Origin of the sequence: Aminobacter sp. J44 (assembly GCF_007829415.1) — a bacterium.
GTDB lineage: Bacteria > Pseudomonadota > Alphaproteobacteria > Rhizobiales > Rhizobiaceae > Aerobium.
Map to the genome: position 1 here is coordinate 21,717 of NZ_VLJG01000022.1, position 24,294 is coordinate 46,010.

Below are 24,294 nucleotides of genomic sequence, written 5' to 3' on the forward strand. Positions count from 1 at the left end.
TCCTAGCTGCCCTGTTCAGGAAGGGTCACGAGACCGACATTGCGGAAGCCGCCGGCATTGATCCGGCCAAGCACGCGCATGACGCTGGCGTAGTCCGCAGCACCATCGGCGCGCACGAACACGCGCTCGTCATAACCGGTCTCGGCGATCGCCTGCAGGCGTGGGACGATCTCGTCGAAGGTGATCTCGGTTTCCTGAAGGAAGATCTGGCCCTGGGAATTGACCGACACGGTGATCGGCTGCTTGTCGGCGTTGAGCGCCTTGGCGCTCGACTCCGGCAGGTCGATCGGCACGCCCGCCGTCATCAGGGGCGCGGCCACCATGAAGATGATGAGCAGCACGAGCATCACGTCGACGAGCGGCGTGACGTTGATCTCGGAGACAAGCGCCTTCGAGCGCCGGCCACGCCGCGATCGTCCACCGCCATTCTGTCCAAAGGACATACCCATCCGACTAACTCCTAGGCCGCTGCCCGGACGGGCACCTTTTCATCGATTTGGCGCGAAAGGATGGCCGAGAACTCGTCGGCGAAGCCTTCCATGCGAAGGCCGAGCTTGGCCGCATCGGCGGTCAGCTTGTTGTAAGCAATGGTGGCCGGGATAGCGGCGAGAAGACCAATCGCGGTGGCAAGCAGCGCCTCGGCGATACCGGGTGCCACAACCGCAAGGTTGGTCTGACCGGAGGCCGCAATCGACTGGAACGAAGTCATGATGCCGACGACCGTGCCGAACAGGCCGATGAACGGGCCGGCGGAACCAACGGTGGCAAGGAAGCCCATCCGGCTTTCCAGCGCTTCCATCTCGCGGGTCAGCGCGAGGTCCATCGCCTTGTCGATGCGGTTCTGCAGGCTGATGGGCGACTTCACGCCCTTTTCAAAGCTCTTCTTCCACTCGCGCATGGCGGCAACGAAGATTGAGCCCATGCCGGCAGTCTTGCGCTCCGACAGCGAGCGATAGAGTTCTTCCAGCGACTGGCCGGACCAGAACACTTCCTCAAAGCGGTTGAGCGCCGCGCGCATGCGATTGAAGGCGAGCGTCTTGTCGATGATGATGGCCCAGGTCCAGACGGACGCTCCAAGCAGGCCCAGCATCACTAGCTTGACCACCCAGCTCGCCTGCCAGAACAGCGCCCACAAAGAATGGTCACCGCCAGGTGCGGTTAGTGCCATTTGTTCCATGAAACCTAGTCCCTAAGATCTCGGGTCGGCAGTGCCGGCCAAGCGCACCCATCACTCGACGTTTCGCTCCCTGAAAGCCGGAACGCGCCAAAGTGCGCTGTTGCCCGGCCTTTTCGGGTCCAATTTTGGTGAAAGGAAGGCGCGCGGAAACGGCACAACTTTCACTGTCTTCTTGATGGAGGGTTAAGGTTAATGATGGGTTAGGAGTGGCGCAGATGTGATGTAGGGCGGCGAGGCTGTCGGAGGGAGTGACGACTGATTACTCAGCCGCACTTGAGCATGAACGCCGCTATCCATTCCTTCGGGAAACGCCGCGGGCGGCCGGATTGACTGATGATTGCGGCCTCGACCTTGGCTTCCACCAGCACCTCTTCACCGCGCTTCAGTACCTGCGCCATGTGGATGCGGGCACCCGAAACGCTTTCGGTGCGGGTTTCGACCGTCAGAATGTCGTCGATGCGGGCAGGGGCCTTGAAGTCGATCTCCATGCGGCGCACGACCCAGGCGAGCTTTTCACCATGCACGCCGTCGGCAAGGTCGGTGTGGTGGACGCCCGCAAGCCGCAGGAAATCAGAGCGGCCGCGCTCCAGGAACTCGAGATAGCGCGCGTGATACACGACACCGGAGAAGTCGGTGTCGGCATAGTAGACGCGGGCGACGATCCGGTGGCCGAAGTCCGTCAGCTCGCCGGCGAGGCCGACCGAAGGGTTTTCAGGATTGCTCATTCGTCGTCGAACAGGTTGATCTGGCTCGCGGTCACGTTTTCCGGCGCGTTGAGGCCGAGGTGTTCCCAGGCGATGCGCGTCAGCACGCGCCCCCGCGGCGTGCGCTGGATGAAGCCCTGCTGGATCAGATAGGGCTCGATTATATCCTCGATCGCGTCGCGCGGCTCGGAAAGGCCCGCCGCGATCGTCTCGATGCCAACAGGGCCGCCACCGAAGTTGCGGGCGATCATGCCGAGATAGCGGCGGTCGAGGCTGTCGAGGCCAAGCGCATCGACCTCGAGGCGGGTGAGTGCCGCGTCGGCCACCTTGCGGTCTACGATTTCTGCGCCGGCGACGGTGGCGAAGTCACGGACGCGGCGCAGCAGGCGGCCGGCGATACGCGGCGTGCCGCGGGCACGGCGGGCAACCTCGATTGCGCCGTCCTTGCTCATCGGCAGGCCGAGGATGCGCGCGCCACGGCTGACGATCTGCTCCAGCTCCTCAACCGTATAGAACTCAAGCCGGGTCGGAATGCCGAAACGGTCGCGGAGCGGGTTGGTCAGCAGGCCAAGGCGCGTCGTTGCGGCCACCAGCGTAAAGCGGGCAAGGTCGATCTTGACCGAGCGCGCGGCCGGGCCCTCGCCAATGATGAGGTCGAGCTGAAAATCCTCCATCGCGGGATAGAGGATTTCCTCGACCGCCGGATTGAGGCGGTGAATCTCGTCGATGAAGAGGACGTCGCGTTCCTCGAGATTGGTCAGCAGCGCTGCGAGATCGCCTGCCTTGGCGATGACCGGGCCCGAGGTCGAGCGAAAGTTGACGCCGAGCTCGCGCGCCATGATCTGCGCCAGCGTCGTCTTGCCGAGACCGGGCGGGCCGACGAACAGGACGTGGTCGAGCGCTTCGCCGCGGTTCTTCGCGGCCTCGATGAAGATCTTCAGGTTGGCGCGCGCCGCCGCCTGCCCGACGAAATCGTCAAGCGTCTGCGGCCGCAGCGAGACATCGAGGTCTTCGCCGCGCTTTTCCGGAGTGATCAATCGTGGGGCGAGGCTCATGAGCGCTTCCTTAGCAGAGGAGACTCAGCCTGTCTCATCTCAAGCCTCAAGTTTGAACGGCAGGTGCTCACCGCGCCAGCTCCTTGAGGCCAAGGCGGATGAGTTTGGCCGAGTCGGCGTCCTCGCCAGCGACCTTAACCGCGGCGGCTATCGCATTCGCGGCAATGTCGCGCGAGTAGCCGAGATTGGTGAGCGCGGAGACGGCATCCGCGACCGGGGCCGGGGCGACGCCCTCGCCGAGTTCCTGCTTGAGCCCGATCGTGCCGGTTGCCTCGCCGGCAAAGGCCGGGGCCTTGCTCTTCAGTTCAGTGACGATGCGCTCGGCGACCTTCTTTCCGACGCCCGGAGCGCGCGAAACCATGGCGATGTCGCGCAGCGCGATCGCGTTAGCGAGTTCGGACGGAGAGAGGGTCGAAAGAACCGCAAGCGCGACCTTGGCGCCGACGCCCTGCACGTTCTGCAGCAGGCGGAACCACTCACGCTCCAGTGCCGAGGCGAAACCATAGAGCCGGATCATGTCCTCGCGGACATAGGTCTCGATGAAGAGGACGGCTGCAACGCCTGTGCCGCCAAGGGAGCCAAGGGTGCGGGCCGAGCAATAGACAAGATAGCCGACACCGTGGACGTCGATGACGCAGTGGTCCTCGGCGATCTCGTCGACGGTTCCCTTCAGCTTCCCGATCATGCCGTTCCCCCGACCTATCCGGCAGCGGCGAGGGCCGCGGCCATTCTTCCGCTGACGCTCTGGCGATGATGGGCATGGCAGATGGCGATCGCAAGCGCGTCGGCCGAATCGTCCGTATCGAAGGTCGCCTTCGGCATCAGCACATTCACCATCATGTGAATCTGCTTCTTGTCGCCGTGGCCGACGCCGATCACCGTCTTCTTGACGGCGTTGGGGGCGTATTCGGCGACGGGAAGGCCGGCGAGCGCGGGCACCAGCATGGCGATGCCGCGCGCCTGGCCTAGCTTCAGCGTCGCCGTCGCGTCCTTATTGACGAACGTTTGCTCGACGGCAGCCTCGTGCGGCATGAAGTTGTGAACGATCGCTGCAAGCCCGTCATGCAGCTGGCGCAGGCGGGAGGCGAGGTCGGCGTCCTGATCGGAACGCACCGTGCCGGAGGCAACGAAGCGCAGGGAGTTGCCCAGCGCGTCGACGATGCCCCAGCCGGTGCGCCTGAGGCCCGGATCGATGCCGATGATGCGAATCGTTTCGTGCATTTGCTCACTCTATGCAGATGGCATATGAATGCCATCACAAAGTGAACAAAACAGAAACGTGAAGTGAGGAATCAGCTGCGGCCGAAAGCGGTCTGCAAGAGGTTCAGCTGTTCATTGACCGGGTTGATGCTGCGGCCCATGCCGGGAAAGCCCGGCAGCGAGTCGCCGTAGATCTGCTCGTCCATGCGGCGTACGCGGGCCTGCAGGCGCAACGAGTGGTCAACGATGGCGAGGAATGCCGGCGGCAGCTCGTTCCAGCCCGGCGTGTCCGTGTGCGCGGACGCCGTGTCTAGACGGACCTTCGACTTCTCGGCCGCGACCTGGTCGCGGGTCATCTCGCCGGAATTGGCGGCGCGCTGCAGCAGCAGCCACGATGCGATCTGCATCAGGCGGGTGGTCAGGCGCATGGATTCAGCCGCATAGAGGGTGGCGGCAACGCGCGAGAGCTTCTTGGCTTCGGCGCGACCGTCGCCGTCGAGGTACTCCGCAGCCTGCTCGACGAGGCTCATGCCCTCGTCATAAAGCGGCTTGAACGAATTCGAGAACACGCGACGCTCGGCGAGCTTGATCGTGTTCGTTTCCTCGCAAATCTGTCCAAACATTAACCGCTTCCCTACGCACACTGGAAAATCGACGCTCGTGCATATCGTCCCGGTGGGGAACGATATGAAGTCGAATTTGGTCCGTTACCCACCGCAACGCAAGCACATGTTTAACGAAGGGTTAACGGCGAAAAGGTGGCGCAAGAGCCTGGCTCAAGACAAAAAAAGAGCCGCGGAAGGCGGCTCTCAGGAGTTAAACAGGGAGGCGTCAAACGAAGTGGCCGAGCCACTCAGTAAGAATCCAGAAGTCTGGATACCCACAGCTATGACACGGAATGCTTAACCGAACCTTAACGCGCCAACCGGACGTTAAGCTTAACGTCCGGTTACCGGGTTCGCGCTGGCGAATCACGCCTCCTTGGCTAGGTCGCGCAGGCGGAATTTTTGGATCTTGCCGGTGGAGGTCTTCGGGATCTCGGTGAAGATGATCTTGCGCGGGCACTTGAAGCGCGCCAGAAGCGAACGGCAGTGCTCGATCATCTCCTCTTCGGTGACGACCGCGCCGGGCTTCAGCTCGACGAAGGCGACGGGCGTCTCGCCCCACTTCTCGTCAGGCTTGGCGACAACGCCGCAGGACGCCACCGCCGGGTGCTTGTAGAGCGCATCCTCAACCTCGATCGAGGAAATGTTCTCGCCGCCGGAGATGATGATGTCCTTCGAGCGGTCCTTGAGCTGGATGTAGCCGTCCGGATGCATCACGCCGAGGTCGCCCGAGTGGAACCAGCCGCCGGCGAACGCTTCCTCGGTAGCGGGCAGGTTCTTCAGGTAGCCCTTCATGACGATGTTGCCGCGGAACATGACCTCGCCGATGGTCTCGCCATCGGCAGGAGTCTCTTCCATCGTCTCCGGATCGCGCACTGACAGGCCCTCGAGCGCAGCGTAGCGGACGCCCTGGCGAGCTTTCTTGGCCGCTCGCTGATCCTTCGGCAGTTCATCCCACTCGGCGTGCCACTCGTTGACCACTGCCGGGCCGTAAGTTTCGGTAAGGCCATAGAGGTGGACGACGGCAAAGCCGGCTTCCTGCATCGCGGCGAGAACCGTCTCGGGCGGAGGGGCGGCCGCGGTGTTGAAGGTGACGATCTGCGGGAAGTCGCGCTTCTCGCCTTCCGGGGCATTGAGGAGGGCGGACATGACGATCGGTGCGCCGCACAGATGGGTGACGCCAAAATCGGCGATCGCGTCGTACATTGCCTTGGCGCGCACCCAGCGCAAGCAGACATGCGTGCCGGCAGTCAGCGCCAGGGTCCACGGGAAGCACCAGCCGTTGCAGTGGAACATCGGCAGCGTCCACAGATAGACCGGGTTGCGGCCCATGCCGGCGTGGATCGTGTTGGTGTAGGCCATCAGCGCCGCGCCGCGGTGATGGTAGACGACACCCTTCGGATTGCCGGTCGTGCCCGAGGTGTAGTTGAGCGCGATCGCGTCCCATTCGTCGTCCGGCATCGACCAGGCGAAGTCCTCGTCGCCGCTGGAGACGAATTCCTCATAGTCGAGCTCGCCGATACGGTCGCCCTTCGCATAAGGAGCGTCGTCGCCAAATTCCGGATCATCGAAGTCGATGATGAGCGGCTTCACGGTGGCGATCTGCAGCGCTTCCCTGACGACGCCCGAGAACTCGCGGTCGACGATGAGCAGCTTCGAATTCGAGTGGTCGAGCTGGAAGGCGATGATCGCGGCATCAAGGCGCGTGTTGAGGGAATGCAGTACTGCCTTCACCATCGGTACGCCAAAATGCGCCTCGAGCATCGGCGGCGTGTTCGACAGCATGACGCTGACCGTATCGCCCTTGCCGATGCCGCGTTTGGCGAGCGCCGAAGCAAGCTTCAGTGAACGGCGCCAGAACTCGGCGTAGGTCGTGCGCGACTTGCCATGGATAATCGCGACCTGGTTGGGGAACACCTTCGCTGCACGCTCGAGATAGGTGAGCGGTGTCAGCGGCTGATAGTTCGCAGGATTTTTGTCGAGCCCGATCTCGTAGGGGTTGCTCATCAGAATTCCCTCCTGTCGCCGGGGATTCTCGTACGGCGACAGGACCGTCATCAACCCCAGAGTTCGAAAACACCGTCCCATATCAGTTTTGCGCCAACAATCATCACCATAGTGTACATGAAAGGATAGAACATTTCGGGCTTGATCCGGCGCACGATCCAGGCACCCGCAAGTGTTGCAAGGGGTGCGAGGGGCATGAGCACAGCTGATGCCGCTAGGTTAGTTGCGTCGAACTGTCCCAGGGCGAAATAGGGGATAAGTTTTACTGCGTTCATGATCGCAAAGAAGGTGACGCTGGTGCCGACGAACAGGCTCGGCGTCTGCCGCAGCGGCAGGGTGTAGACCTGGTAGGGCGGGCCTCCCGCATGGGCAACAAAGCTGGTGAAGCCCGAAATTACCCCCCAGAACGTGCCCCTGATCGCGCTGTGTGAGCCCACGTGCTCGATCGAGCGAAGCTTCTGCCATAGCCAGCGCAGCGCAAAGGCGAGTGCAACGACACCGACGATGAGGCGGACGGCTCCCGCCGTCACCACCGCTGCCGTCAGCCAGCCGATCCCGATGCCCGCCAGCGCACCAGGCAGCATCAGCTTCAGGGTTAGGTCGTCGCGATGACCGCGCCACGACCACAGCGAAACGATGTCCATGACGATCAGGATCGGCAGCATGATCGCCGCCGCCTGCACTGGCGAGATGACGAGCGTCATCAGCGGTACGCCGATCAGCGCCATCGCGCCGCCCAGACCGCCCTTCGACAGACCAACGAGCACCACGGCCGGAACGGCGGTGGCGTAGAACCAGGGATCAGCGAGCAGGGAATACATTTGAGGCGGGGCGCTGCGTTGTTTGCGAACCCATAGACCGGAAGCGCACGCTTGGCGAGGGCGTTGCGTTGCTCTAAAGCCGGAGAAGACGACTGGAGGAGCAGCCGGGCCTTCCGCTGGGCTATTGTCTGCCTGCCCATGCGTGACTGCCCAAATCCAACCACGATCGCCATCCATTGAGGCCGAGAAGCAGGAAGTTCATGAACCCGACCGAGATACCGAATCGCTGCCGTATCGTCCTTGTGGCGCCCGAGGGTGCCGCACCCGAGCGCCTGCTCGCGGCACTGGAAGGCGGGGATGTCGCCTCGCTCATCCTGCCGCAGTGGGGCATGGATGACGACGCGCTGCAGAAATACACCGAGACGATCGCCCCGGCCGCGCAGGCCGCCGGCGTTGCCGTGATGGTGGCGGGCGATCCGCGCATCGCCGCACGCGCCAAGGCAGACGGCATCCATATCGAGACGAACCGCAAGTCGCTCGAAGAGGTGATCGACAAGCACCAGGCGAAGCTGATGGTGGGCACCGGGGGCGTCACCACGCGCGACGACGCGCTGGAGCTCGGCGAGGCACGTCCCGACTACATGTTCTTCGGTCGGTTCGGCTACGACAGCAAGCCAGAGCCGCATCCCCGCAACCTCAAGCTCGGTGGCTGGTGGGCGGAGATGGTGCAGCTGCCTTGCATCGTGCTGGGCGGTTCAGATCTTGAATCTGTCATCGCGGTCGCGGCGACGGGCGCGGACTTCGTCGCCCTGTCTGCCGCGGTTTACGGCGATGGTGGCGACCCGGCAGCGGCGGTCAAGCGCGCAAACGAACTTCTGGATGAACGCGCACCTCGTTTCGAGGATGGGGAGTGAGTTGAAGCGTCTAGCCGTTATCATTCTGACGGGACTGGCCGGATGGGCGGCATCGCCCGCTGCCGCCCAGATGCCTGATGGCGGCCGGGTGACCGCGCCGTCGCTCGAGAATGTCGATCCGGGCCGCTTCAGCGAGAGCCCGGCGGATGTAGCCTACGCCGCTTACCAGCGAGGCTACTACCTCACGGCGCTGCGGCTCGCGACGCCGCTCGCGGAAGCGGGCAACCCGGCATCGCAAACGCTCGTAGCCGAAATCTATTCGCGTGGGCTCGGCGTGAAGCCGGACATCGCCAAGGCGATGGAATGGTACGAGAAGGCATCCGAGCGTAACGTGCCGGAGGCAACCTTCCAGCTGGCGATGATCCTGCTGGATGGCGGGCCGGAGATCCGCGACCGCGAGCGCGCCTACACGCTGATGAAGAAGGCGGCCGATCAGGGCCACCGCCTTGCGCAGTTCAACTACGCGCAAATGGCGATTGCGCGCATTCCCGGCCAGCGCGGCTATGCGGAGGCTGTACCCTATCTCGAAAAGGCGGCAACCGCCGGCCTTCCCGAAGCGCAGTATGCGATGGCGCAGGTGCGCACGGAGGGACTGGACGGCAAGTCGATCAACGGCAAGGAAGCGCGCGAGTGGCTGGAGAAGGCAGCGCAGCAGGGCTTTGACACAGCACAGATCGAGCTCGGCACCTGGCTGGTAGACCACAGCGGCACGGCGGCCGGCCAGGCGGAAGGTTTTGGCTGGCTGATGCGCGCGGCAAGCGCGGGTAATCCCGCCGCCCAAAACCGTGTCGCCAAGCTCTATCGTGCCGGCGTCGGCGTCGAGCCCGACCGCATCCAGGCAGCGAAGTGGTACCTGCGCGCGCGCCGCGCAGGGCTGATCGACCCGATCATGGAAGACCAGCTCGACGGCATGACCGAGGAGGAAATCCGGCTGGCTACTCTCGACGCCAACAGGCTCAACTGAATCGGGCTACTCTTGCCTCTGAGGGCGTTTTGTGTTCTTGGAAACCCGATGATGCGTGCCCGCACGTCGGCGCGCCCCTCCAATATTCCGGAACCGAGCAATGGCTAAGATCAACGGCAACGAAATCCGTCCGGGCAACGTCATCGAGCACGATGGCGGCCTCTGGGTGGCGGTGAAGACCAATGCGGTGAAGCCTGGCAAAGGCGGCGCCTATAACCAGGTCGAGCTGAAGAACCTCATCAACGGCACCAAGCTGAACGAGCGTTTCCGCGCTGCGGAGACCGTCGAGCGCGTCCGTCTCGAGCAGAAGGACTTCACGTTCCTCTATGAGCAGGGCGATGCGCTGGTGTTCATGGACGACGAGAGCTACGAGCAGCTCGAGCTCGAAAAGGACTTCGTTGGCGAGCGCGCCGCGTTCCTGCAGGACGGCATGAAGGTGACCGTCGAACTGCACGAGGACCGTCCGATCGGCATCAAGCTGCCGGATCAGGTCACGCTTACCATCACCGATGCCGACCCGGTCGTTAAGGGCCAGACGGCTGCGTCGTCCTACAAGCCGGCCGTGCTTGAGAACGGCATCCGCGTTTTGGTTCCGCCGTTCATCTCGGCGGGCGAGAAGGTCATCATCGACACCAACGAAATCACCTACGTCAGCCGCGCCTGATCGTTGGTGATACGATTACTGCTCACGCCTGGCGCCGCGGCATGACCGCGGCGCACGGCTGAGCGCCAGCTCTTTGAACGAGCAACAGACGGTTTCGGAGAAAGTTCATGGCGCGTTCGGCGATCATCAACGTCATGGTGCAAGCAGCCATGAAGGCCGGCAAGTCGCTGGCACGCGACTTCGGTGAGGTTCAGAACCTCCAGGTTTCGCTGAAGGGTCCCGGCGATTACGTCAGCCAGGCGGACCGCAGGGCGGAAGAGATCATCTACTCGGAACTGTCGCGGGCGCGTCCCGGCTATTCCTTCCTGATGGAAGAGCGCGGCACGGTCGCTGGCGACGATGACCAGCACCGCTGGATCGTCGATCCGCTCGACGGCACCACCAACTTCCTGCACGGCATTCCGATCTTCGCGATCTCGATCGCGCTGGAGCGCCAGGGTCAGATCGTCGCCGGCGTCATCTACAACCCGGCAATGGACGAGCTCTATACCGCGGAGCGCGGTGGCGGCGCGTTCATGAACGACCGCCGCCTGCGCGTTGCCGCGCGTGCGAAGCTGTCGGACGCGGTCATCACCACCGGCATTCCGCATCTCGGCCGCGGCCATCACGGCGTCGCGCTGATCGAGCTCAAGAACATCATGGACGAGGCCGCCGGCATCCGCCGCTTCGGCGCCGCATCGCTCGACCTTGCCTATGTCGCTGCCGGCCGCGTTGATGGCTACTGGGAGCGCTGGCTGTCGCCGTGGGACATCGCTGCGGGCATCCTGATGGTGCGCGAGGCGGGCGGCTTCTCGTCCGACATTTCGGGCGGTCAGAACATGCTCGAGGATGGCACCATCGTCGCCGCCAACGAGCCGATCCACCGCCAGCTGCTGCAGCAGCTGGCCAAGAAGGCCTGATCAGGCTCCCGGAGCGCGATCTGCGCGCTCTCCTTCATTGAAGAAGCTGGGCCGCAGCCCTACCTCTTGCAGACTTTTGCAAGGGATGGAGGACATTGCGGCCCATGCTCGAATTCGTCGGCGAACATTTTTACTGGGTGGGGGACCCCACCGCGTGGGTTGCCCTGGTTACCCTGATCGTCCTCGAGGTTGTCCTCGGCATCGACAACCTCATCTTCATCTCCATCCTCACCAACAAGCTTCCCGAAGAAAATCGGGTGATGGCACGCCGGCTCGGCATTGGTGCCGCGCTGATCATGCGGCTGCTGCTGCTGGCGACCGTCGCCTACATCGTTCACCTCACCGAGCCGCTGTTCGAGCTGTTCGGTCATCCGTTCTCGTGGCGCGACCTGATCCTGATCGCCGGCGGCCTGTTCCTGGTCTGGAAGGCGACCAAGGAGATCCATCACTCGGTCGACCCGACTGACACCAAGGACCAGATGCTTGGCGAGAAGGTCGCCTTATCGCTGGGCGGGGCGGTGTTTCAGATCCTGCTGCTCGACCTTGTCTTTTCGATCGACTCGATCATCACCGCCGTTGGCATGACCGACGAGCTGGCCCTTATGTACATTGCCGTGATCGTCGCGGTGATCACCATGTTGATTGCCGTCAACCCGCTGTCGCGCTTCATCGAGCAGAACCCGACGATCGTTATGCTGGCGCTCGGCTTCCTCCTGATGATCGGCACGACGCTGATTGCGGACGGCATGGGCTTCCATGTGCCGAAGGGCTACATCTACGCGGCAATGGGTTTTTCGGCGCTGGTCGAGGGCCTTAACATGCTGGCGCGGCGTAAGAAGCGGCTCGACAAGGCAAGCGGGACAGACACGCACCACTGAGGTTTTCAGATGCCCCGCCCGGTGGCTGGCATGTCCTCGCCGGGCACGGGGATCAGCATGGTCCGCTCCTTGAGCCAGGGATGGATCTCGACGGCACGCCTGAGTGCAGCCTGTCCTGCCTCGATCCGCCCCTGCTGCATCAGGATCAGCGCCTGGCCGGACAGGGCGGCGAAATGGAGGGGCTCCAGCGCAAGCGTGCGCTCGATGTCCTGGAGGGAGCCCTCGAAATCGCGCTTGAGGAAACGGATGAAGGCGCGCTGGTTCCAGCCTTCGGCATAGTCCGGCGCCTCTGCCACGACCTTGTCGAGGATCGCCAGCGCCCCGTCCCAGTCGTACGACTCGCGCCGGCGCATTGCCTCGGAGATCGCTTCGGTAATCGCGGGCGTCGGCGCCTCCGCCATCCACATGCGCCAGACAGCGTCCTCGGCCATGCGGCCCTCGCGCTCGGTGGTGGCTGTTTGCAGGGCGCGGAACAGTTTTTCGCGGTCCGCCAGGTTCGGCTTTCCTTCGGCATAAAGCGGGAGCGGCAATGCGGTGATCAGGAACGCGGCGAGCAGGGCACGGCGCGTCAGCATGATCACACCCCGCTGAGGACCAGAATGGTCGGCCGGCGAGGCAGATCCCGCCGTGAGACCGTGAACGAGCGCTCTTCGAAGAATCTTACGTCAAAGTTTTCGCCCATCAGGCTGGTGAACTCGCCGATCGGCGTCGCATGCCGGTGCATCGGCAGGATGATCGAGGAGAACAGCCGCCGCGCGATCTCGCTCATGCCTTCAACCGAGAGCGTCATGCCCCCGTCGATCGGCACCATGACGATGTCGAGCCGGCCGATCGCGGCGTAGTGCTCGTCCGCGAGGTGATGGTGCAGGTGGCCGAGATGGCCGATGCAGAGGTTGGCGATCTCGAAGATGAAGATCGAGTTCCCGTCCGGAATCATGCCGCCGCCAAAGGAGCGGATGTCGGTCGGCACGTTGCGGATGTAGACGTCATCGACGGTGAGAGCGTGGCGGGCAGGGCCGCCCTCCGGGTTCCAGCCGCGCAGGACGTGCTCGATGCGGGCGTCCGGAACTTCCGTGTAGTGGGTGCGGTGGGCGCGGTTCATCGTCACCACGCGGGGCAACAGCTCACTACCGTAGACGCCGGAGAAGTCGGTCGCGACGCGCACGTCGGCGGGGCTTTCGATCACATAGGTCGAGTGGCCGGCATAGGTGATCGTGACCGCCTCTTCGGCGGGAGCCTCAGCCTTCAGGACGCGCGAGCCGGAGTAGTTGGCGTAGATGACGCGGGGAAGCTCCTCAGCGATCGCGAGGCAGCGACTGGGCGGCGGCACGTCGGCCTCCTGCGCGTCTGCCGGCAGGCAGTGAAGGCTGATGAACAATGCTGCTGCAAGCAAGAGGCGCATGAGCGGTCTCCGGTCGGCTGCATTCAGCGTGATGGTACATGCGGGAGTATTCGCAACCACCGGGAAAAATCTGACGCAACGTCACGATTTCGCGAGTTGGCGCCTCATGCGCTCGTCTGGACGGCAACGAGGCTTTTCTCTATAAGGCGCGGCATCCAGAAACATCGCGAAAGCTGTCGACAGGGGTTCCATGGCCGGTCATTCACAATTCAAGAACATCATGCATCGCAAGGGGCGCCAGGATGCTGTGCGCTCGAAGATGTTTTCCAAGCTCGCGCGCGAAATCACCGTCGCTGCGAAGCTCGGCGTTCCTGACCCTGCCATGAACCCACGCCTGCGTCTGGCGATCCAGAACGCCAAGGCGCAGTCCATGCCGAAGGACAACATCCAGCGCGCCATCAACAAGGCGGCTGGCAATGACGGCGAGAACTACGAAGAGGTCCGCTACGAGGGTTACGGCCCGGGCGGCGTCGCCGTCATCGTCGAGGCACTGACCGACAACCGCAACCGCACTGCGTCGAACGTCCGCGCCGCCTTCACCAAGGCCGGCGGTTCGCTCGGTGAAACCGGCTCGGTGTCATTCCTGTGGGACCGTGTCGGCGAGATCGTCTACCCCGCGTCCGCCGGCGATGCGGACAAGGTCATGGAAGCAGCGATCGAGGCTGGCGCCGACGACGTCCAGTCGGACGAGGATGGCCACGTCATCATCTGCGCCTTCGAGAGCATCGGCGAGGTTACCTCGGCGCTCGAAGCCTCGCTTGGCGAGCCCGAGTCGGTGAAGACGATCTGGAAGCCGCAGACCAACACCGCGGTGGACGAGGATCGCGCACGTTCGATCCTGAAGCTGATCGCCACCCTCGAGGATGATGACGACGTGCAGAACGTCTACGCGAACTTCGAGGTCGACGACGCGACCATGGCAAAGCTCAGCGCCTAAGCTGCAGAGCGACGAAATTCATCTGACAATGCACGCGGGAGCCCGGCTTCCGCGTGCATTTTCTTTTTCAGGCTGTGTCTGGGCTCAGTGATCGTGGTAGTGGCCCCAGCATCGGCCAAGCGCGGCGCCAAGTGCGATACCGATCGCAATGCCGACCGCGATGTTCCCGATCGAGATTCCGATCGCCATCCCCACCACGATCCCGCAGACCATACCGGCAGCCATGTCCGGATAGTTCATGGCGAAACTCCTTTCACCGGGAGTCGAACGGCGAGGAGCGTGCAAGGGTTCCGCCAGAGCTCGACAACAAAAAACCCGCCGAGAGGCGGGCTCTTCGTTTCGTCCTGAACAGGCGCTGGCTTAGATGCCGAGGCCTTCGTAACGCTTCTTGAACTTCGAGACGCGGCCGCCACGGTCGACGAGCGTCTGCGTGCCGCCCGTCCACGCCGGATGCGTGCTCGGGTCGATGTCGAGGTTCATCGTGTCACCGTCGTTGCCCCAGGTGGAGCGGGTGAAGTATTCGGTCCCATTGGTCATGACGACCTTGATGGTGTGGTAATCGGGATGGATATCAGCTTTCATCGGTGTCGTCCTGGCTTATGGGCGTTCTGCGGCGCTACGCTGCGGCGATGCGCCCACTGTCAAAACCTGAAGCCGCAGCTATTGAGTGCCACAGCTTCAAAAACGGTCGGCTGGCCTATACAGGAGCCAGCACGAATTCACAAGTGGAGTCGCCGGAAATTCGGCGCCCAGCGGAAATCAGGATGAAGAAATGGCCGATAACGGACGAGACGGCACACGGCGCACACGCACGCTGAACCCTCTGCGCCGCATCCTGCCCTATATGTTCCGCTATCGCGGTCTCGTCATTGGCGCGGGCATCTCGCTGCTGATGGCGGCGCTGACGACGCTGACGCTGCCGCTTGCCGTGCGCCGCATGATCGACCACGGGTTCAGCGATTCCAACTCGGCCTTCATCACCAGCTATTTCTCGATGTTGATTGTGCTGGCGGTGCTGCTCGCGGCGGCATCGGCCATGCGCTACTTCTTCGTCATCACGCTCGGCGAACGCGTCGTTTCTGACATCCGCAGCGACGTCTTCGCGCATGTGACGCGGTTGTCGCCGGCGTTCTTCGATCGCACCCAGTCGGGCGAGATCGTCTCGCGGCTGACGGCCGACACCACCCAGATCAAGTCCACCGTGGGGGCAACCGCGTCGGTGGCGCTGCGCAACCTCATCATGGGCCTTGGCGCGATGGCGATGATGGTCGTCACGAGCCCGAAGCTCTCCGGCATCGTCATTGCAGTCATTCCCATCGTCGTGCTGCCGCTGGTTGCCTTCGGGCGTTCGGTGCGCCGCCGCTCGCGCTATGCGCAGGATACCCTTGCAGAAGCGACCGCCTATGCGGCCGAGCAGATCGGCTCGMCCCGCACGCTGCAGGCCTTCACCAACGAGGTGCTGGTCACCGAGCGATTTGCGAATGCCGTCGAGGCCGCATTCAATGCGGCGAAGTCGTCGGTGCTCGCGCGGTCGTTCCTGACCTTCTTTGCGATCGTCACCGTGTTCAGCTCGGTTGTCGCCGTGCTGTGGATCGGCTCGCACGACGTGCTGTCGGGCGCGATTTCGGCCGGCACGCTTGGTCAGTTCCTGCTCTATGCGGTGTTTGCCGCCGGTGCGCTCGGCGCGCTTTCGGAAGTGTGGGGCGAGCTCTCGCAGGCTGCCGGTGCTGCCGAGCGGCTGGGTGAACTCCTCGATGAGGAGCCGGCGATCCGCGCGCCCGCCAATCCGATCCCGCTGCCGAAGCCCGCGCGCGGCGCGGTCGAGTTCCGCGACGTTTCCTTCATCTACCCGACACGGCCGGGGCAGCAGACGCTGCAGGGACTTTCCTTCTCCATCAAGCCCGGCGAGACGGTCGCGATTGTCGGCCCGTCGGGCGCTGGCAAGAGCACCGTGTTCTCGATGCTCCTGCGCTTCTACGACCCGACCACCGGCGCGGTGCTGGTGGATGGCGTCGATGTGAAGCAGGCGGACCCGGAGGATGTGCGCGAGCGAATCGCGATCGTGCCGCAGGACGTGACGATCTTTGCCGCCTCGGCTGCCGAGAACATCGCCTTTGGCCGTCCCGGTGCAGACCGCGCGGCGATCGAGCGGGCAGCAAAGGATGCGCATGCCCACGAGTTCATTTCACAGCTTGAGGACGGGTACGACACGCAGCTCGGCGAGCGTGGTGTGACCCTCTCCGGTGGCCAGCGCCAGCGCGTGGCGATTGCCCGTGCGATCCTGCGCGACGCGCCTATCCTGCTGCTCGACGAAGCGACCTCGGCCCTCGACGCGGAAAGCGAGACGCTGGTGCAGACCGCGCTGGAGCGGCTGATGAAGGGCCGCACCACCATCGTCATCGCCCACCGGCTGGCGACCGTGCTGAAGGCCGACCGGATCCTGGTCATGGACGAGGGGCGGATCGTCGAGGAAGGTACACACCAGACCCTGGTGCGGCAGGACGGCGTCTATGCGCGCCTTGCTCGCTTGCAGTTCGACCGCGGCGCCGAGTTCCTCGACAGCGCCGCGGAATAGGCGTCAGCCCAGGATATTGCGAGCGGTGCGCATGAAGATGCGCGAGCCGATCGGAATCAGGTCGTCCGGAAAGTCGTAGTCGGGATTGTGCAGGGCAGGGGTGTCCACGCCAGCGCCCAGGAACAGCATCGCTGACTTCGCGCTATGTCCGAAGATGCCGAAATCCTCCGATGCGCGCATAGGCAGTTCTTCCTCGTCATGGGTGATGCCTTCGGCATCGAGCGCTGCGCGCAGATGCGCGACCGCTTCCGGCGCATTCATGCTGGCGACGAAGATCTCGTGATAATCGATCGACAGCTGCAGCCCGTGCTCGCGGGAAATGCCGATCGCAAGTTCCTCGGCGGCAGAGCAGAGTGCCGCCATCCGGTCATCGAGGCGGGTGCGCAGCGTCGCCCAGACCTCCGCGTGGCCAGGTGCGATGCCGAACACGGCCTCGCCCATCTCCGCATGGGTGAGGGTCACCATCGCAAAATCGTCCTCGGTGAAACTGCCGCCGCCGAGCTTCGCCAGTTCCGGCATAAGCCGGCTGATCGCCAGCATCGGTGAGGTGCCGGTTTCCGGCATGGATGAGTGAGCGGTCTTTCCATCGAGGACGATGCGGATGCCGCGCGAGGCGCAGTTGACGACGCCTTCTTTGATCCGCACGTGACCAAGCGGCGTGCCGGGCAGGTTGTGCAGCGAGAAGGCAAAGTCCGGCCGTATCGAGTCGTAGCGCGGGTCGGCGACGACGCCAGCGGCACCGGCTCCGGTTTCCTCCGCCGGCTGGAACATCAGCACGACCCGGCCGCGCGCCGGGCGCTCGCGGCCGAACTGTCTCCCGAGTGCCGCAAGGATCGCGGTGTGGCCGTCATGGCCGCACATGTGCGACTTGCCTGGAACGGTCGAACGATGCGGCGCGGACGAGATTTCCTCGATCGGCAGAGCATCCGTTTCCGAGCGGAAAAGCAGCGTCGGGCCTTCTTTGCCGCTGTCATAGACTGTGGCGACGCCGTGACCGCCGAGACCCGTCAGGATCTGGTCGGGTTTCGTTTCGCTGACAAAGGCGACGACGCGCTTTGCCGTCTGTTCCTCCTCGCCGGAGATTTCCGGGTGCCGGTGAAGCTCGCGGCGGAAGGCGACAAGATCCTCGATGTCCTGGTTGGTCAGCGTCACAAAGCTTCTCCCTTGATGCCGGCGTTTTGCCACTGTTGGCCGGATGGGCGCCGGCATCAAGGGAATGGTGCTGGTCCAGAACTCAGGCCGTGCCGTAGCGGCGCTCGAGATGGCGGCGGAAGTGCGCCGCGTTGAGCGGCTCCCCGGTCGCCTTCTCGATCAGCTCTGGCGTAGACAAGCGCGAGCCCTGCGACCAGATGCGCCCACGCCGCCATGCGTTGACGGTCTCGAAGTTGCCTTTGGCGAACTCTTCCTCGACGCCCGGATGCTCGCGTTCGATCGCCGCCCATTGCTGCGCGGCGATCATGGCGCCGAGCGTGTAGGACGGGAAATAGCCGAACGCGGCACTCGGCCAGTGGACGTCCTGCATCGGGCCGTCGGCCGGGTTGTCGATGGTCGAGAGGCCCAGATAGCTCTGCATGCGCGCGTCCCACGCATCAGGCAGGTCGGCGACTTCCAGCTTGCCGGCGATCAGCTCCTGCTCGAGTTCGAAACGCAGGATGACGTGCAGCGGATAGGTGACCTCGTCGGCGTCAACGCGAATCAGGCCGCGTTCGACGCGGTGGACGTGCGGAAGAATGTCGTCCAGCCTCCAGGCCTCGCCGAGATGGCGTTCTACGACGGGTAGTGCCCAGCGCCAGAAGGCGGGGTTGCGGCCAATCTGCTTCTCCACGAACAGGCTCTGGCTTTCATGGATCGCCATGCCGCGCGCCTTGCCGAGCGGCCAGTGCGCCCATTCCTGCGGCAGGCCCTGCTCGTAGAGCGCGTGGCCGGTCTCGTGCAGGATCCCCATCAGCGACGACAGGAACTCGTCGGTGCGGTAGCGGGTGGTGATTCGCACGTCGGTCGGCACGCCGCCGCAGAACGGATGGTGCGAAACAGACAGGCTGCCGCGGGTGATGTCGAAGCCAACGGCGGCCATCATCGCAAGGCCGAGCTCGCGCTGCTTCTCGACGGGGTAGGAGCCGGAGAGCGGGCGCAGGGGCCGCTGTGCCAGGCGCTCTTCCTGCACGGCAAGCGCCTTCGGCACGAAGTCGACGAGGAAGGTCTTCAGCTCCCCCAGCACCGGCGCGATGTCGGCCACGCGATTGCCGGGATCGTACTGCTCCATCAGCGCGTCGTAGGGCGCGAGGCCGAGGACGTCGGCGCGCATCTGCGCCTCCTCGCGGACCATGGCGACGACGCCTTCGAGCGCCGGCTGGAACGTCGCCCAGTCGTTCTTCGCGCGGGCGTCGCGCCACAGCTGCTCGCAGCGCATTCGGGTGCGCGTCTGGCGCTCGACGAACTCCGGCGGCAGGCAGGTGAGGTTGGTGTGCACGCGGCGGAACTCGCGCAGCGCCGCTGCCTGATCCTCGTTCAGCGCCTCGTTGGAGGCTGCCTCGATCCAGTCCGCGACTTCAGAGGCGGTTGCCATGCGGTGGGCCATGCCGGCGAGCGTCGCCATTGCCTCGGCGCGCTGTTCGCCGCCGCCAACAGCCATGTGCGTTGCCTCGTCGGCGCCAAGAATTGCGAGCGCGTGTTCGAGCGCTTGGAGCCGGCGGCCAAGGGAATCGAGCTTTTCAAATGACATGATTCAACGGTTCCGGTGCTTGAATGCGTCCTGCCAATAGATCAGGCCTTCGGCCATGTCGGCGTATAAATCCTCGTCGCGGGTAGCGATGGCCCTAGCGCTCGGTGAGCTTCAGCTCGATGCGGCGATTGCGGTTGCGGGCTTCGGGCGTATCCGCATTGTCGAGCGGCTGGTATTCGCCGAAGCCCGCGGCCACCAGACGGTTGGACGGCACACCGTTTGCGATCAGGAACTTCACAACCGAGATCGCGCGCGCAGCCGACAGCTCCCAGTTGTCGCGGTAGCGGCCGGAGCCCGAAAGTTGCACGTTGTCGGTATGGCCGTCGACGCGCAGCACCCAGTTGATCTCCGGCGGGATCTCGCGCTGCAGCTCGAGGATCGCGCCTGCAAGCTTGCGCATCTCTTCCTGCCCGGCCTCGTTGATGATGTCGGACCCGGACGGGAACAGCACTTCCGACTGGAACACGAAGCGGTCACCGACGATGCGGATGTTCTCGCGATCGGAGAGGATTTCGCGCAGGCGGCCGAAGAAGTCGGATCGATAACGGTTCAGCTCCTGCACGCGCTGGGCGAGCGCGACGTTCAGGCGCCGGCCGAGGTCGGCGATCTTGGTGTTGGATTCGCGGTCGCGCTGTTCGGAGGCTTCAAGTGCGTCCTCGAGGGCCGCGATCTGGCTGCGCAGCGCCGCGATCTGCTGGTTGAGGAGCTCGACCTGGCTCAGCGCCCGCTGGCTGATCTGGCGTTCGGTGTCGAGTTCTCCCGCAAGCGCATTTGCGCGGGCGGTGGCTTCGGCACCTGCGCCTGAGCCCGCCGCGAGCAGCTGCTCGAGCCGCGACTTTTCGTTTTCGGCGACGGCGAGCGAGGCCTGCATGTTGGCAAGCGCGTCCTCGAGGTCCTGAGTGTTGGAGCGCTCGAGAGAGAGCAGCTGCGTGAGCTCGTTGATTTGGGAATTCAGGCGGTTCAGCACCTCGTCGCGGCTCGACACTTCCTGCGACAGCACGAACTGGGCGATGACGAACACCGACAAGAGGAACATGAAGGCGAGCAGCAGCGACGACAGGGCGTCGACGAAGCCCGGCCAGTAATCGACGCTGCGCTGCCCGCGCCTTCCGCGCGACAGTGCCATGTCAGTTCTTCTCCTGCTGCTGGCGCAGGGCCTCGGCCAGCTTGTCGAGCGTGATGCGTATTTGCTTCTGCTCGTTGGCCTGCGCCTCGACCCAGTCGCGCATCAGCTGCTGCTCGGAGCGCATGTTCTTGACGAGGCCGGCGATTCCGTCGGCGAGCGATGCCATCGAGGCGGCAATGCGCGGGTTGGTGGCGCCCTCGTGCTCCTGCAGCGCGCGCATGCGCTCGGAGATCGCCTTCAGCTCCTCCGAGGTATCGCCCTTGGGGCCGCGGGCGAAGTCCGAGTCGGGATCGGTGACGGAAGAGAGCCAGTTTTCGAGCTCGGTGTAGAAGCGCGTTTGCGCACGGCCGGCCTGAAGGTCGAGGAAGCCGAGGATCAGCGACCCTGACAGGCCGAACAGCGACGACGAGAACGCCGTGCCCATGCCGGCGAGCGGCGTCGACAGGCCCGACTTCAGCATGGCGAGCACGTCGTTGGTTTCGCCGGTGCCCGGATCGAGCGACCGGATGGTGTCGCCAATCGAGCCGATGGKCTGCAGCAGGCCCCAGAAGGTGCCGAGCAGGCCGAGGAAGACCAGCAGGCCAGTGAGGTAGCGCGAGATGTCGCGGGTTTCGTCGAGGCGGTTGGCAATCGATTCAAGGATCGAGCGCATCGACGAGGTCGACAGCATCCGGGTCGACGAGCGGGCGATCATCGCCTGCATCGGCGCCAGCAGGATCGGGTCCTTGGCTGGGTTGCCGGCGCGGAAGGAATTGACCCAGCGGACTTCGCGAAACAGGCGCAGCACCTGGCCGAAGGCGAGCAGGATGCCGACCAGCATCACACCGATGATCAGGCCGTTGAGGCCCGGATTGGTCTGGAAGGCGGTGGAAATCTGTCGGTAAAGTATTGCCGCAACAAAGCCTGCAATCGCCAGGAAGATCAGCATCGAAAGCAGGAAAACCTGCGGGCTGGAGAGCTTTCGGGGATCGTATCCCTCGTCGGCGACGAGTTCGTCAGCTCCCAGCGATTTCAGAAATGCCATCTGCGCGCCCCGGATTCCCTATCGTCATGACGTTGGACGCGACTCTAAACGGAATTGTGACGAAATTGAAAGGATGAGTGAGCCGGAACAGGCAGTTGTTTCGGGTGGAGGTGGCCATTGGAGTGCCCCGTCCGCTTACCAGAACGACGGCACAGTCTCTTCGAGCCGTGGGCCGATGCGCAGCGGCGCGATGCGCTCGCACAAACCGGTACGGTCCGAAATATCGACGCCGACGCCACAGATGGTGGCCGGGCCGCTCGCTGCCTCGAAGCGGCCCTTCGGAACCTTCGACAGGAAGCGGTTAAGCGGCTCTTCCTTTTCCATGCCGAGCGAGGAGTCGTAGTCGCCGCACATGCCTGCATCCGACATGTAGCCGGTGCCGCCATTGAGTATCTGGTGATCGGCGGTCGGCTGGTGCGTATGGGTGCCGACGAGCAGGCTGGCGCGGCCATCGACGAAGTGGCCCATGCACATTTTCTCGGAGGTGGCCTCGGCGTGGAAGTCGATCACGACGGCGTCGGCGACCTCGCCCAGCGGACAATCCGACAGTTCGCGCTCGGCGGCCTGGAACGGATCGTCCAGCTCCGGATGCATGAAGACGCGGCCCATGATGTTGGTGACGAACACGCGGGCACCATTGCGGGCCTCGAACAGGCCGGTGCCGCGGCCGGGCGTGCCGATCGGGAAGTTGGCGGGACGAATGAAGCGGTGCTCACGCGGCGCGAAGGTCAGCGCCTCGCGCTGGTCCCAGACGTGGTTGCCGGTGGTGACGACGTCGGCTCCCGCGGCGATCGTTGCCTGAAAAATCTCTTCGGTGATGCCGAAGCCGCCCGCCGCGTTCTCGCCATTGACGATGACGAAGTCGAGCCGGAAATCCGAAATCAGGCCGGGAAGTTTTTCCCAAACCGCTGTGCGGCCGGCGCGACCGACCATATCGCCAAGAAACAAGAGCCTCATGGAGCTTTCTATAAAGACAGCGGGAAGCGACGCAAGCCGCTTTCCGACAGGAGTTCGTGCAACCTTACGTCGTGATCCTCGTCGGGAACGTCCTCGATCAGCTGACAGTCAAAGGCGATGCCGATGAGGCGCGGGTAGAGGCCGCGGGCGTGCAGCTTGCTGATCGCGCGGTCGTAGAAGCCGGCGCCATAGCCGATGCGGTCGCCGAGATGGTCGAAGGCTGCGAGCGGCACCAGCATGACGGTTGGGTCGAGCACCTCCGCGCTCTCGTCCGGGCCGTAGGTGCCAAAGCCCATGTCGACCATAGGCGCGCCGCGCACCAGCTCGCGGAAGACGATGGTGGTCTTGTCGATGATGGCCGGCAGGCAGAGCCGCGCGCCGCGATCCATCAGCGCGTACATTATTGGGCGCACGTCGACCTCGGAGCGGATGGGCCAGAAGCCGGATACGACGGTGCCGGGCTCGATGGCGAGTTCGTCGGCAATGGCGGCCATGTCGAGCGACTTTTCGATGCGCCATTCAACGGGAAGCGCGTCGCGGCGGGCAAGCGCCTCGAGGCGCAGCTGCTTTTTGAGTTCTCGTGAGGTCATGCGGCAGGTCCTGTGCGGGGCATGTCATTCGCACAACAGCGCCCCCCGCCGCAAGGTTCAGTCGGCGAGCGCGACCAGCGCATCCGGATCGTAGGCAAGGCGGATCGGCGCGCCGACCGGAATGTCGTCAGCGCCGAAATTGTTGGTCTCGATGACGGAGAGCGGCGCCTCGAAGCCGGGGATTTCGACAACGAGATGCGTTACCTCCCCGAAATAGTGCCGGTCGACGACGGTGCCGGCGACTTCGTGCCGGGACTGCTCGTCGTCCCAAAGGACGCGCAGGCGCTCGGGGCGGATGCCGAGCGTTGCCGAACCACCGTTGGAGCGGAAATGCCCAGGCTTGTCGGTCTTCACGCGGCCGAAGCCGGCAGTCTCGACAAGAATTGCGCGCTCGTCCTCGCCGACGATTTTTGCGCGGATGAAGTTCATGCCGCCGAGGAAATCGGCGACCTGCCGGTTCACCGGGTGCTGGTAGATGTGTTGCGGCGTGTCCACCTGCGCGATTTTGCCGCCGAACATGACCGCGATGCGGTCGGACATGGCGAGCGCCTCGTACTGGTCGTGGGTGACCAACACGAAAGTGATGCCGACCGACTTCTGCAGGTGGCGCAGCTCCACCTGCATCTGCTCGCGCAGCTTCTTGTCGAGCGCCGACAGCGGCTCGTCGAGGAGAAGCACCTTCGGCCGCATGACGAGCGCGCGGGCGAGTGCAACACGCTGGCGCTGGCCGCCGGAAAGCTCGTGCGCCGCGCGCTTGCCAAGTCCGCGGAGCTCGACCATTGCGAGCGCTTCATCCACGCGGCGCTTTTCTTCCGTCTGACTGAGCTTCAGGCGCTTGAGGCCGTAGGCGACGTTCTGCTCGACGTTGAGATGCGGGAAGATGGCGTAGCTCTGGAACACCATGTTGGTGGGGCGGCGGTTGGCCGGGGTGCCGACCATGTCCTGCCCGTCGATGAGGATCGAGCCCTCGGTCGGGGTGTCGAAGCCGGCAATCATGCGCAGCAGCGTGGTCTTGCCGCAGCCTGAGGGGCCCAGCAGCGAGAAGAATTCTCCCTCCTGGATCGTCAGCTGCGCGGCGTCGAGCGCCTTGAAGGCACCGTAGCTGCGCGTGACGTTGCGAAGCTCGATCATCG

The 24,294-nt window shown here is 64.1% G+C and carries 27 protein-coding genes; 7 read left to right on the forward strand and 20 right to left on the reverse strand.

The window, feature by feature from the left end; all coding sequences use genetic code 11:
- Positions 1-2 precede the first annotated feature (2 nt).
- The 9 genes from tolR to L610_RS10170 all read right to left on the reverse strand — a co-directional run bounded on the left by tolR (position 3) and on the right by L610_RS10170 (position 7,569).
- Complete coding sequence (tolR, locus tag L610_RS10130; protein ID WP_024847358.1) at positions 3-449, reverse strand: protein TolR; 447 nt, start codon at positions 447-449, stop codon at positions 3-5.
- Between the two features lie 11 nt (positions 450-460).
- Entirely contained in the window at positions 461-1,177 is a 717-nt protein-coding gene (gene tolQ, locus L610_RS10135; RefSeq protein WP_024847359.1) for a protein TolQ, read from the reverse strand.
- A 263-nt stretch (positions 1,178-1,440) separates the two neighbouring features.
- Positions 1,441-1,902 (reverse strand): tol-pal system-associated acyl-CoA thioesterase, encoded by a 462-nt coding sequence (gene ybgC / locus L610_RS10140; RefSeq protein ID WP_024847360.1) that lies wholly within the window; start codon positions 1,900-1,902, stop codon positions 1,441-1,443.
- Positions 1,899-2,936 (reverse strand): Holliday junction branch migration DNA helicase RuvB, encoded by a 1,038-nt coding sequence (ruvB, locus tag L610_RS10145; protein ID WP_144704708.1) that lies wholly within the window; start codon positions 2,934-2,936, stop codon positions 1,899-1,901. Before ruvB ends, ybgC begins: the two co-directional genes overlap by 4 nt.
- 67 nt (positions 2,937-3,003) lie before the next feature.
- Positions 3,004-3,621 carry a Holliday junction branch migration protein RuvA gene (gene ruvA / locus L610_RS10150; protein ID WP_024847362.1) on the reverse strand — a complete coding sequence of 206 codons (618 nt, stop codon included), beginning with the start codon at positions 3,619-3,621 and terminating at the stop codon, positions 3,004-3,006.
- 14 nt (positions 3,622-3,635) lie between these two features.
- Positions 3,636-4,157, reverse strand: a complete 522-nt coding sequence (gene ruvC, locus L610_RS10155) for a crossover junction endodeoxyribonuclease RuvC (protein WP_024847363.1) — start codon at positions 4,155-4,157, stop codon at positions 3,636-3,638.
- Positions 4,158-4,228: 71 nt separating this feature from the next.
- Complete coding sequence (locus L610_RS10160) at positions 4,229-4,759, reverse strand: DUF1465 family protein (RefSeq protein ID WP_024847364.1); 531 nt, start codon at positions 4,757-4,759, stop codon at positions 4,229-4,231.
- A 348-nt stretch (positions 4,760-5,107) separates the two neighbouring features.
- Positions 5,108-6,748 carry an acyl-CoA synthetase gene (locus L610_RS10165; RefSeq protein WP_024847365.1) on the reverse strand — a complete coding sequence of 547 codons (1,641 nt, stop codon included), beginning with the start codon at positions 6,746-6,748 and terminating at the stop codon, positions 5,108-5,110.
- Positions 6,749-6,798: 50 nt separating this feature from the next.
- Positions 6,799-7,569 carry a sulfite exporter TauE/SafE family protein gene (locus L610_RS10170; RefSeq protein ID WP_024847366.1) on the reverse strand — a complete coding sequence of 257 codons (771 nt, stop codon included), beginning with the start codon at positions 7,567-7,569 and terminating at the stop codon, positions 6,799-6,801.
- Positions 7,570-7,769: 200 nt separating this feature from the next.
- Here L610_RS10170 and L610_RS10175 point away from each other — a divergent pair, with 200 nt between their 5' ends.
- The 5 genes from L610_RS10175 to L610_RS10195 all read left to right on the forward strand — a co-directional run bounded on the left by L610_RS10175 (position 7,770) and on the right by L610_RS10195 (position 11,828).
- A complete protein-coding gene (locus L610_RS10175; RefSeq protein ID WP_024847367.1) occupies positions 7,770-8,423 on the forward strand; it encodes a thiamine phosphate synthase in 654 nt (217 codons plus the stop codon).
- A gap of 1 nt (position 8,424) precedes the next feature.
- A complete protein-coding gene (locus tag L610_RS10180) occupies positions 8,425-9,387 on the forward strand; it encodes an SEL1-like repeat protein (protein ID WP_186441419.1) in 963 nt (320 codons plus the stop codon).
- A 100-nt stretch (positions 9,388-9,487) separates the two neighbouring features.
- Positions 9,488-10,051, forward strand: coding sequence for an elongation factor P (gene efp, locus L610_RS10185; RefSeq protein WP_024847369.1), 564 nt, complete (start codon positions 9,488-9,490; stop codon positions 10,049-10,051).
- Positions 10,052-10,158: 107 nt separating this feature from the next.
- On the forward strand, positions 10,159-10,950 hold the full coding sequence (locus L610_RS10190) for an inositol monophosphatase family protein (protein ID WP_144704715.1): 792 nt from the start codon (positions 10,159-10,161) through the stop codon (positions 10,948-10,950).
- A 104-nt stretch (positions 10,951-11,054) separates the two neighbouring features.
- The gene (locus L610_RS10195) at positions 11,055-11,828 is read left to right on the forward strand and encodes a TerC family protein (RefSeq protein ID WP_034329479.1); all 774 of its coding nucleotides are present in this window, start codon (positions 11,055-11,057) and stop codon (positions 11,826-11,828) included.
- Between the two features lie 5 nt (positions 11,829-11,833).
- Here the strand turns inward: L610_RS10195 and L610_RS10200 are convergent, their stop codons facing one another.
- Both L610_RS10200 and L610_RS10205 read right to left on the reverse strand, forming a co-directional pair.
- Complete coding sequence (locus L610_RS10200) at positions 11,834-12,403, reverse strand: hypothetical protein (protein WP_144704718.1); 570 nt, start codon at positions 12,401-12,403, stop codon at positions 11,834-11,836.
- A gap of 2 nt (positions 12,404-12,405) precedes the next feature.
- Positions 12,406-13,230 (reverse strand): MBL fold metallo-hydrolase, encoded by an 825-nt coding sequence (locus L610_RS10205; RefSeq protein WP_024847373.1) that lies wholly within the window; start codon positions 13,228-13,230, stop codon positions 12,406-12,408.
- A gap of 190 nt (positions 13,231-13,420) precedes the next feature.
- Here L610_RS10205 and L610_RS10210 point away from each other — a divergent pair, with 190 nt between their 5' ends.
- Positions 13,421-14,167, forward strand: a complete 747-nt coding sequence (locus L610_RS10210) for a YebC/PmpR family DNA-binding transcriptional regulator (protein ID WP_024847374.1) — start codon at positions 13,421-13,423, stop codon at positions 14,165-14,167.
- Between the two features lie 84 nt (positions 14,168-14,251).
- Here the strand turns inward: L610_RS10210 and L610_RS20205 are convergent, their stop codons facing one another.
- Together L610_RS20205 and rpmE are read right to left on the reverse strand one after the other, a co-directional pair.
- Positions 14,252-14,407, reverse strand: a complete 156-nt coding sequence (locus tag L610_RS20205) for a glycine zipper domain-containing protein (RefSeq protein WP_156941751.1) — start codon at positions 14,405-14,407, stop codon at positions 14,252-14,254.
- A gap of 120 nt (positions 14,408-14,527) precedes the next feature.
- On the reverse strand, positions 14,528-14,749 hold the full coding sequence (rpmE, locus tag L610_RS10215) for a 50S ribosomal protein L31 (protein ID WP_024847375.1): 222 nt from the start codon (positions 14,747-14,749) through the stop codon (positions 14,528-14,530).
- A 190-nt stretch (positions 14,750-14,939) separates the two neighbouring features.
- On the opposite strand from rpmE, the gene L610_RS10220 reads away from it, so the two are divergent.
- Positions 14,940-16,742, forward strand: coding sequence for an ABC transporter transmembrane domain-containing protein (locus L610_RS10220; protein WP_144704721.1), 1,803 nt, complete (start codon positions 14,940-14,942; stop codon positions 16,740-16,742).
- A 3-nt stretch (positions 16,743-16,745) separates the two neighbouring features.
- On the opposite strand, the gene L610_RS10225 is transcribed toward L610_RS10220, so the two are convergent.
- From L610_RS10225 to L610_RS10255, 7 genes are all read right to left on the reverse strand, one after another.
- Complete coding sequence (locus L610_RS10225; RefSeq protein WP_144704724.1) at positions 16,746-17,894, reverse strand: amidohydrolase; 1,149 nt, start codon at positions 17,892-17,894, stop codon at positions 16,746-16,748.
- A gap of 82 nt (positions 17,895-17,976) precedes the next feature.
- On the reverse strand, positions 17,977-19,464 hold the full coding sequence (locus tag L610_RS10230; protein WP_144704727.1) for a carboxypeptidase M32: 1,488 nt from the start codon (positions 19,462-19,464) through the stop codon (positions 17,977-17,979).
- A 94-nt stretch (positions 19,465-19,558) separates the two neighbouring features.
- On the reverse strand, positions 19,559-20,590 hold the full coding sequence (locus tag L610_RS10235) for a peptidoglycan -binding protein (RefSeq protein WP_024847379.1): 1,032 nt from the start codon (positions 20,588-20,590) through the stop codon (positions 19,559-19,561).
- 1 nt (position 20,591) lies between these two features.
- A complete protein-coding gene (locus L610_RS10240) occupies positions 20,592-21,614 on the reverse strand; it encodes a MotA/TolQ/ExbB proton channel family protein (RefSeq protein WP_144704730.1) in 1,023 nt (340 codons plus the stop codon).
- 135 nt (positions 21,615-21,749) lie between these two features.
- Positions 21,750-22,571, reverse strand: a complete 822-nt coding sequence (locus L610_RS10245) for a YmdB family metallophosphoesterase (protein WP_024847381.1) — start codon at positions 22,569-22,571, stop codon at positions 21,750-21,752.
- 8 nt (positions 22,572-22,579) lie between these two features.
- The gene (locus tag L610_RS10250; RefSeq protein ID WP_024847382.1) at positions 22,580-23,161 is read right to left on the reverse strand and encodes a 5-formyltetrahydrofolate cyclo-ligase; all 582 of its coding nucleotides are present in this window, start codon (positions 23,159-23,161) and stop codon (positions 22,580-22,582) included.
- A gap of 57 nt (positions 23,162-23,218) precedes the next feature.
- The gene (locus tag L610_RS10255) at positions 23,219-24,292 is read right to left on the reverse strand and encodes an ABC transporter ATP-binding protein (protein ID WP_024847383.1); all 1,074 of its coding nucleotides are present in this window, start codon (positions 24,290-24,292) and stop codon (positions 23,219-23,221) included.
- Between the last annotated feature and the right edge of the window lie 2 nt (positions 24,293-24,294).

Coding starts and splice junctions, on each gene's coding strand:
- ruvB (WP_144704708.1), bottom strand. CDS start 2,936: ATGAGCCTCGCCCCACGATTGATCACTCCGGAAAAGCGCGGCGAAGAC.
- ybgC (WP_024847360.1), bottom strand. CDS start 1,902: ATGAGCAATCCTGAAAACCCTTCGGTCGGCCTCGCCGGCGAGCTGACG.
- L610_RS10255 (WP_024847383.1), bottom strand. CDS start 24,292: ATGATCGAGCTTCGCAACGTCACGCGCAGCTACGGTGCCTTCAAGGCG.
- L610_RS10250 (WP_024847382.1), bottom strand. CDS start 23,161: ATGACCTCACGAGAACTCAAAAAGCAGCTGCGCCTCGAGGCGCTTGCC.
- ruvC (WP_024847363.1), bottom strand. CDS start 4,157: ATGCACGAAACGATTCGCATCATCGGCATCGATCCGGGCCTCAGGCGC.
- L610_RS10210 (WP_024847374.1), top strand. CDS start 13,421: ATGGCCGGTCATTCACAATTCAAGAACATCATGCATCGCAAGGGGCGC.
- L610_RS10160 (WP_024847364.1), bottom strand. CDS start 4,759: ATGTTTGGACAGATTTGCGAGGAAACGAACACGATCAAGCTCGCCGAG.
- L610_RS20205 (WP_156941751.1), bottom strand. CDS start 14,407: ATGAACTATCCGGACATGGCTGCCGGTATGGTCTGCGGGATCGTGGTG.
- L610_RS10245 (WP_024847381.1), bottom strand. CDS start 22,571: ATGAGGCTCTTGTTTCTTGGCGATATGGTCGGTCGCGCCGGCCGCACA.
- L610_RS10235 (WP_024847379.1), bottom strand. CDS start 20,590: ATGGCACTGTCGCGCGGAAGGCGCGGGCAGCGCAGCGTCGATTACTGG.
- ruvA (WP_024847362.1), bottom strand. CDS start 3,621: ATGATCGGGAAGCTGAAGGGAACCGTCGACGAGATCGCCGAGGACCAC.
- tolQ (WP_024847359.1), bottom strand. CDS start 1,177: ATGGAACAAATGGCACTAACCGCACCTGGCGGTGACCATTCTTTGTGG.
- L610_RS10170 (WP_024847366.1), bottom strand. CDS start 7,569: ATGTATTCCCTGCTCGCTGATCCCTGGTTCTACGCCACCGCCGTTCCG.
- L610_RS10230 (WP_144704727.1), bottom strand. CDS start 19,464: ATGTCATTTGAAAAGCTCGATTCCCTTGGCCGCCGGCTCCAAGCGCTC.
- rpmE (WP_024847375.1), bottom strand. CDS start 14,749: ATGAAAGCTGATATCCATCCCGATTACCACACCATCAAGGTCGTCATG.
- L610_RS10190 (WP_144704715.1), top strand. CDS start 10,159: ATGGCGCGTTCGGCGATCATCAACGTCATGGTGCAAGCAGCCATGAAG.
- L610_RS10165 (WP_024847365.1), bottom strand. CDS start 6,748: ATGAGCAACCCCTACGAGATCGGGCTCGACAAAAATCCTGCGAACTAT.
- efp (WP_024847369.1), top strand. CDS start 9,488: ATGGCTAAGATCAACGGCAACGAAATCCGTCCGGGCAACGTCATCGAG.
- L610_RS10200 (WP_144704718.1), bottom strand. CDS start 12,403: ATGCTGACGCGCCGTGCCCTGCTCGCCGCGTTCCTGATCACCGCATTG.
- L610_RS10175 (WP_024847367.1), top strand. CDS start 7,770: ATGAACCCGACCGAGATACCGAATCGCTGCCGTATCGTCCTTGTGGCG.
- L610_RS10195 (WP_034329479.1), top strand. CDS start 11,055: ATGCTCGAATTCGTCGGCGAACATTTTTACTGGGTGGGGGACCCCACC.
- tolR (WP_024847358.1), bottom strand. CDS start 449: ATGGGTATGTCCTTTGGACAGAATGGCGGTGGACGATCGCGGCGTGGC.
- L610_RS10205 (WP_024847373.1), bottom strand. CDS start 13,230: ATGCGCCTCTTGCTTGCAGCAGCATTGTTCATCAGCCTTCACTGCCTG.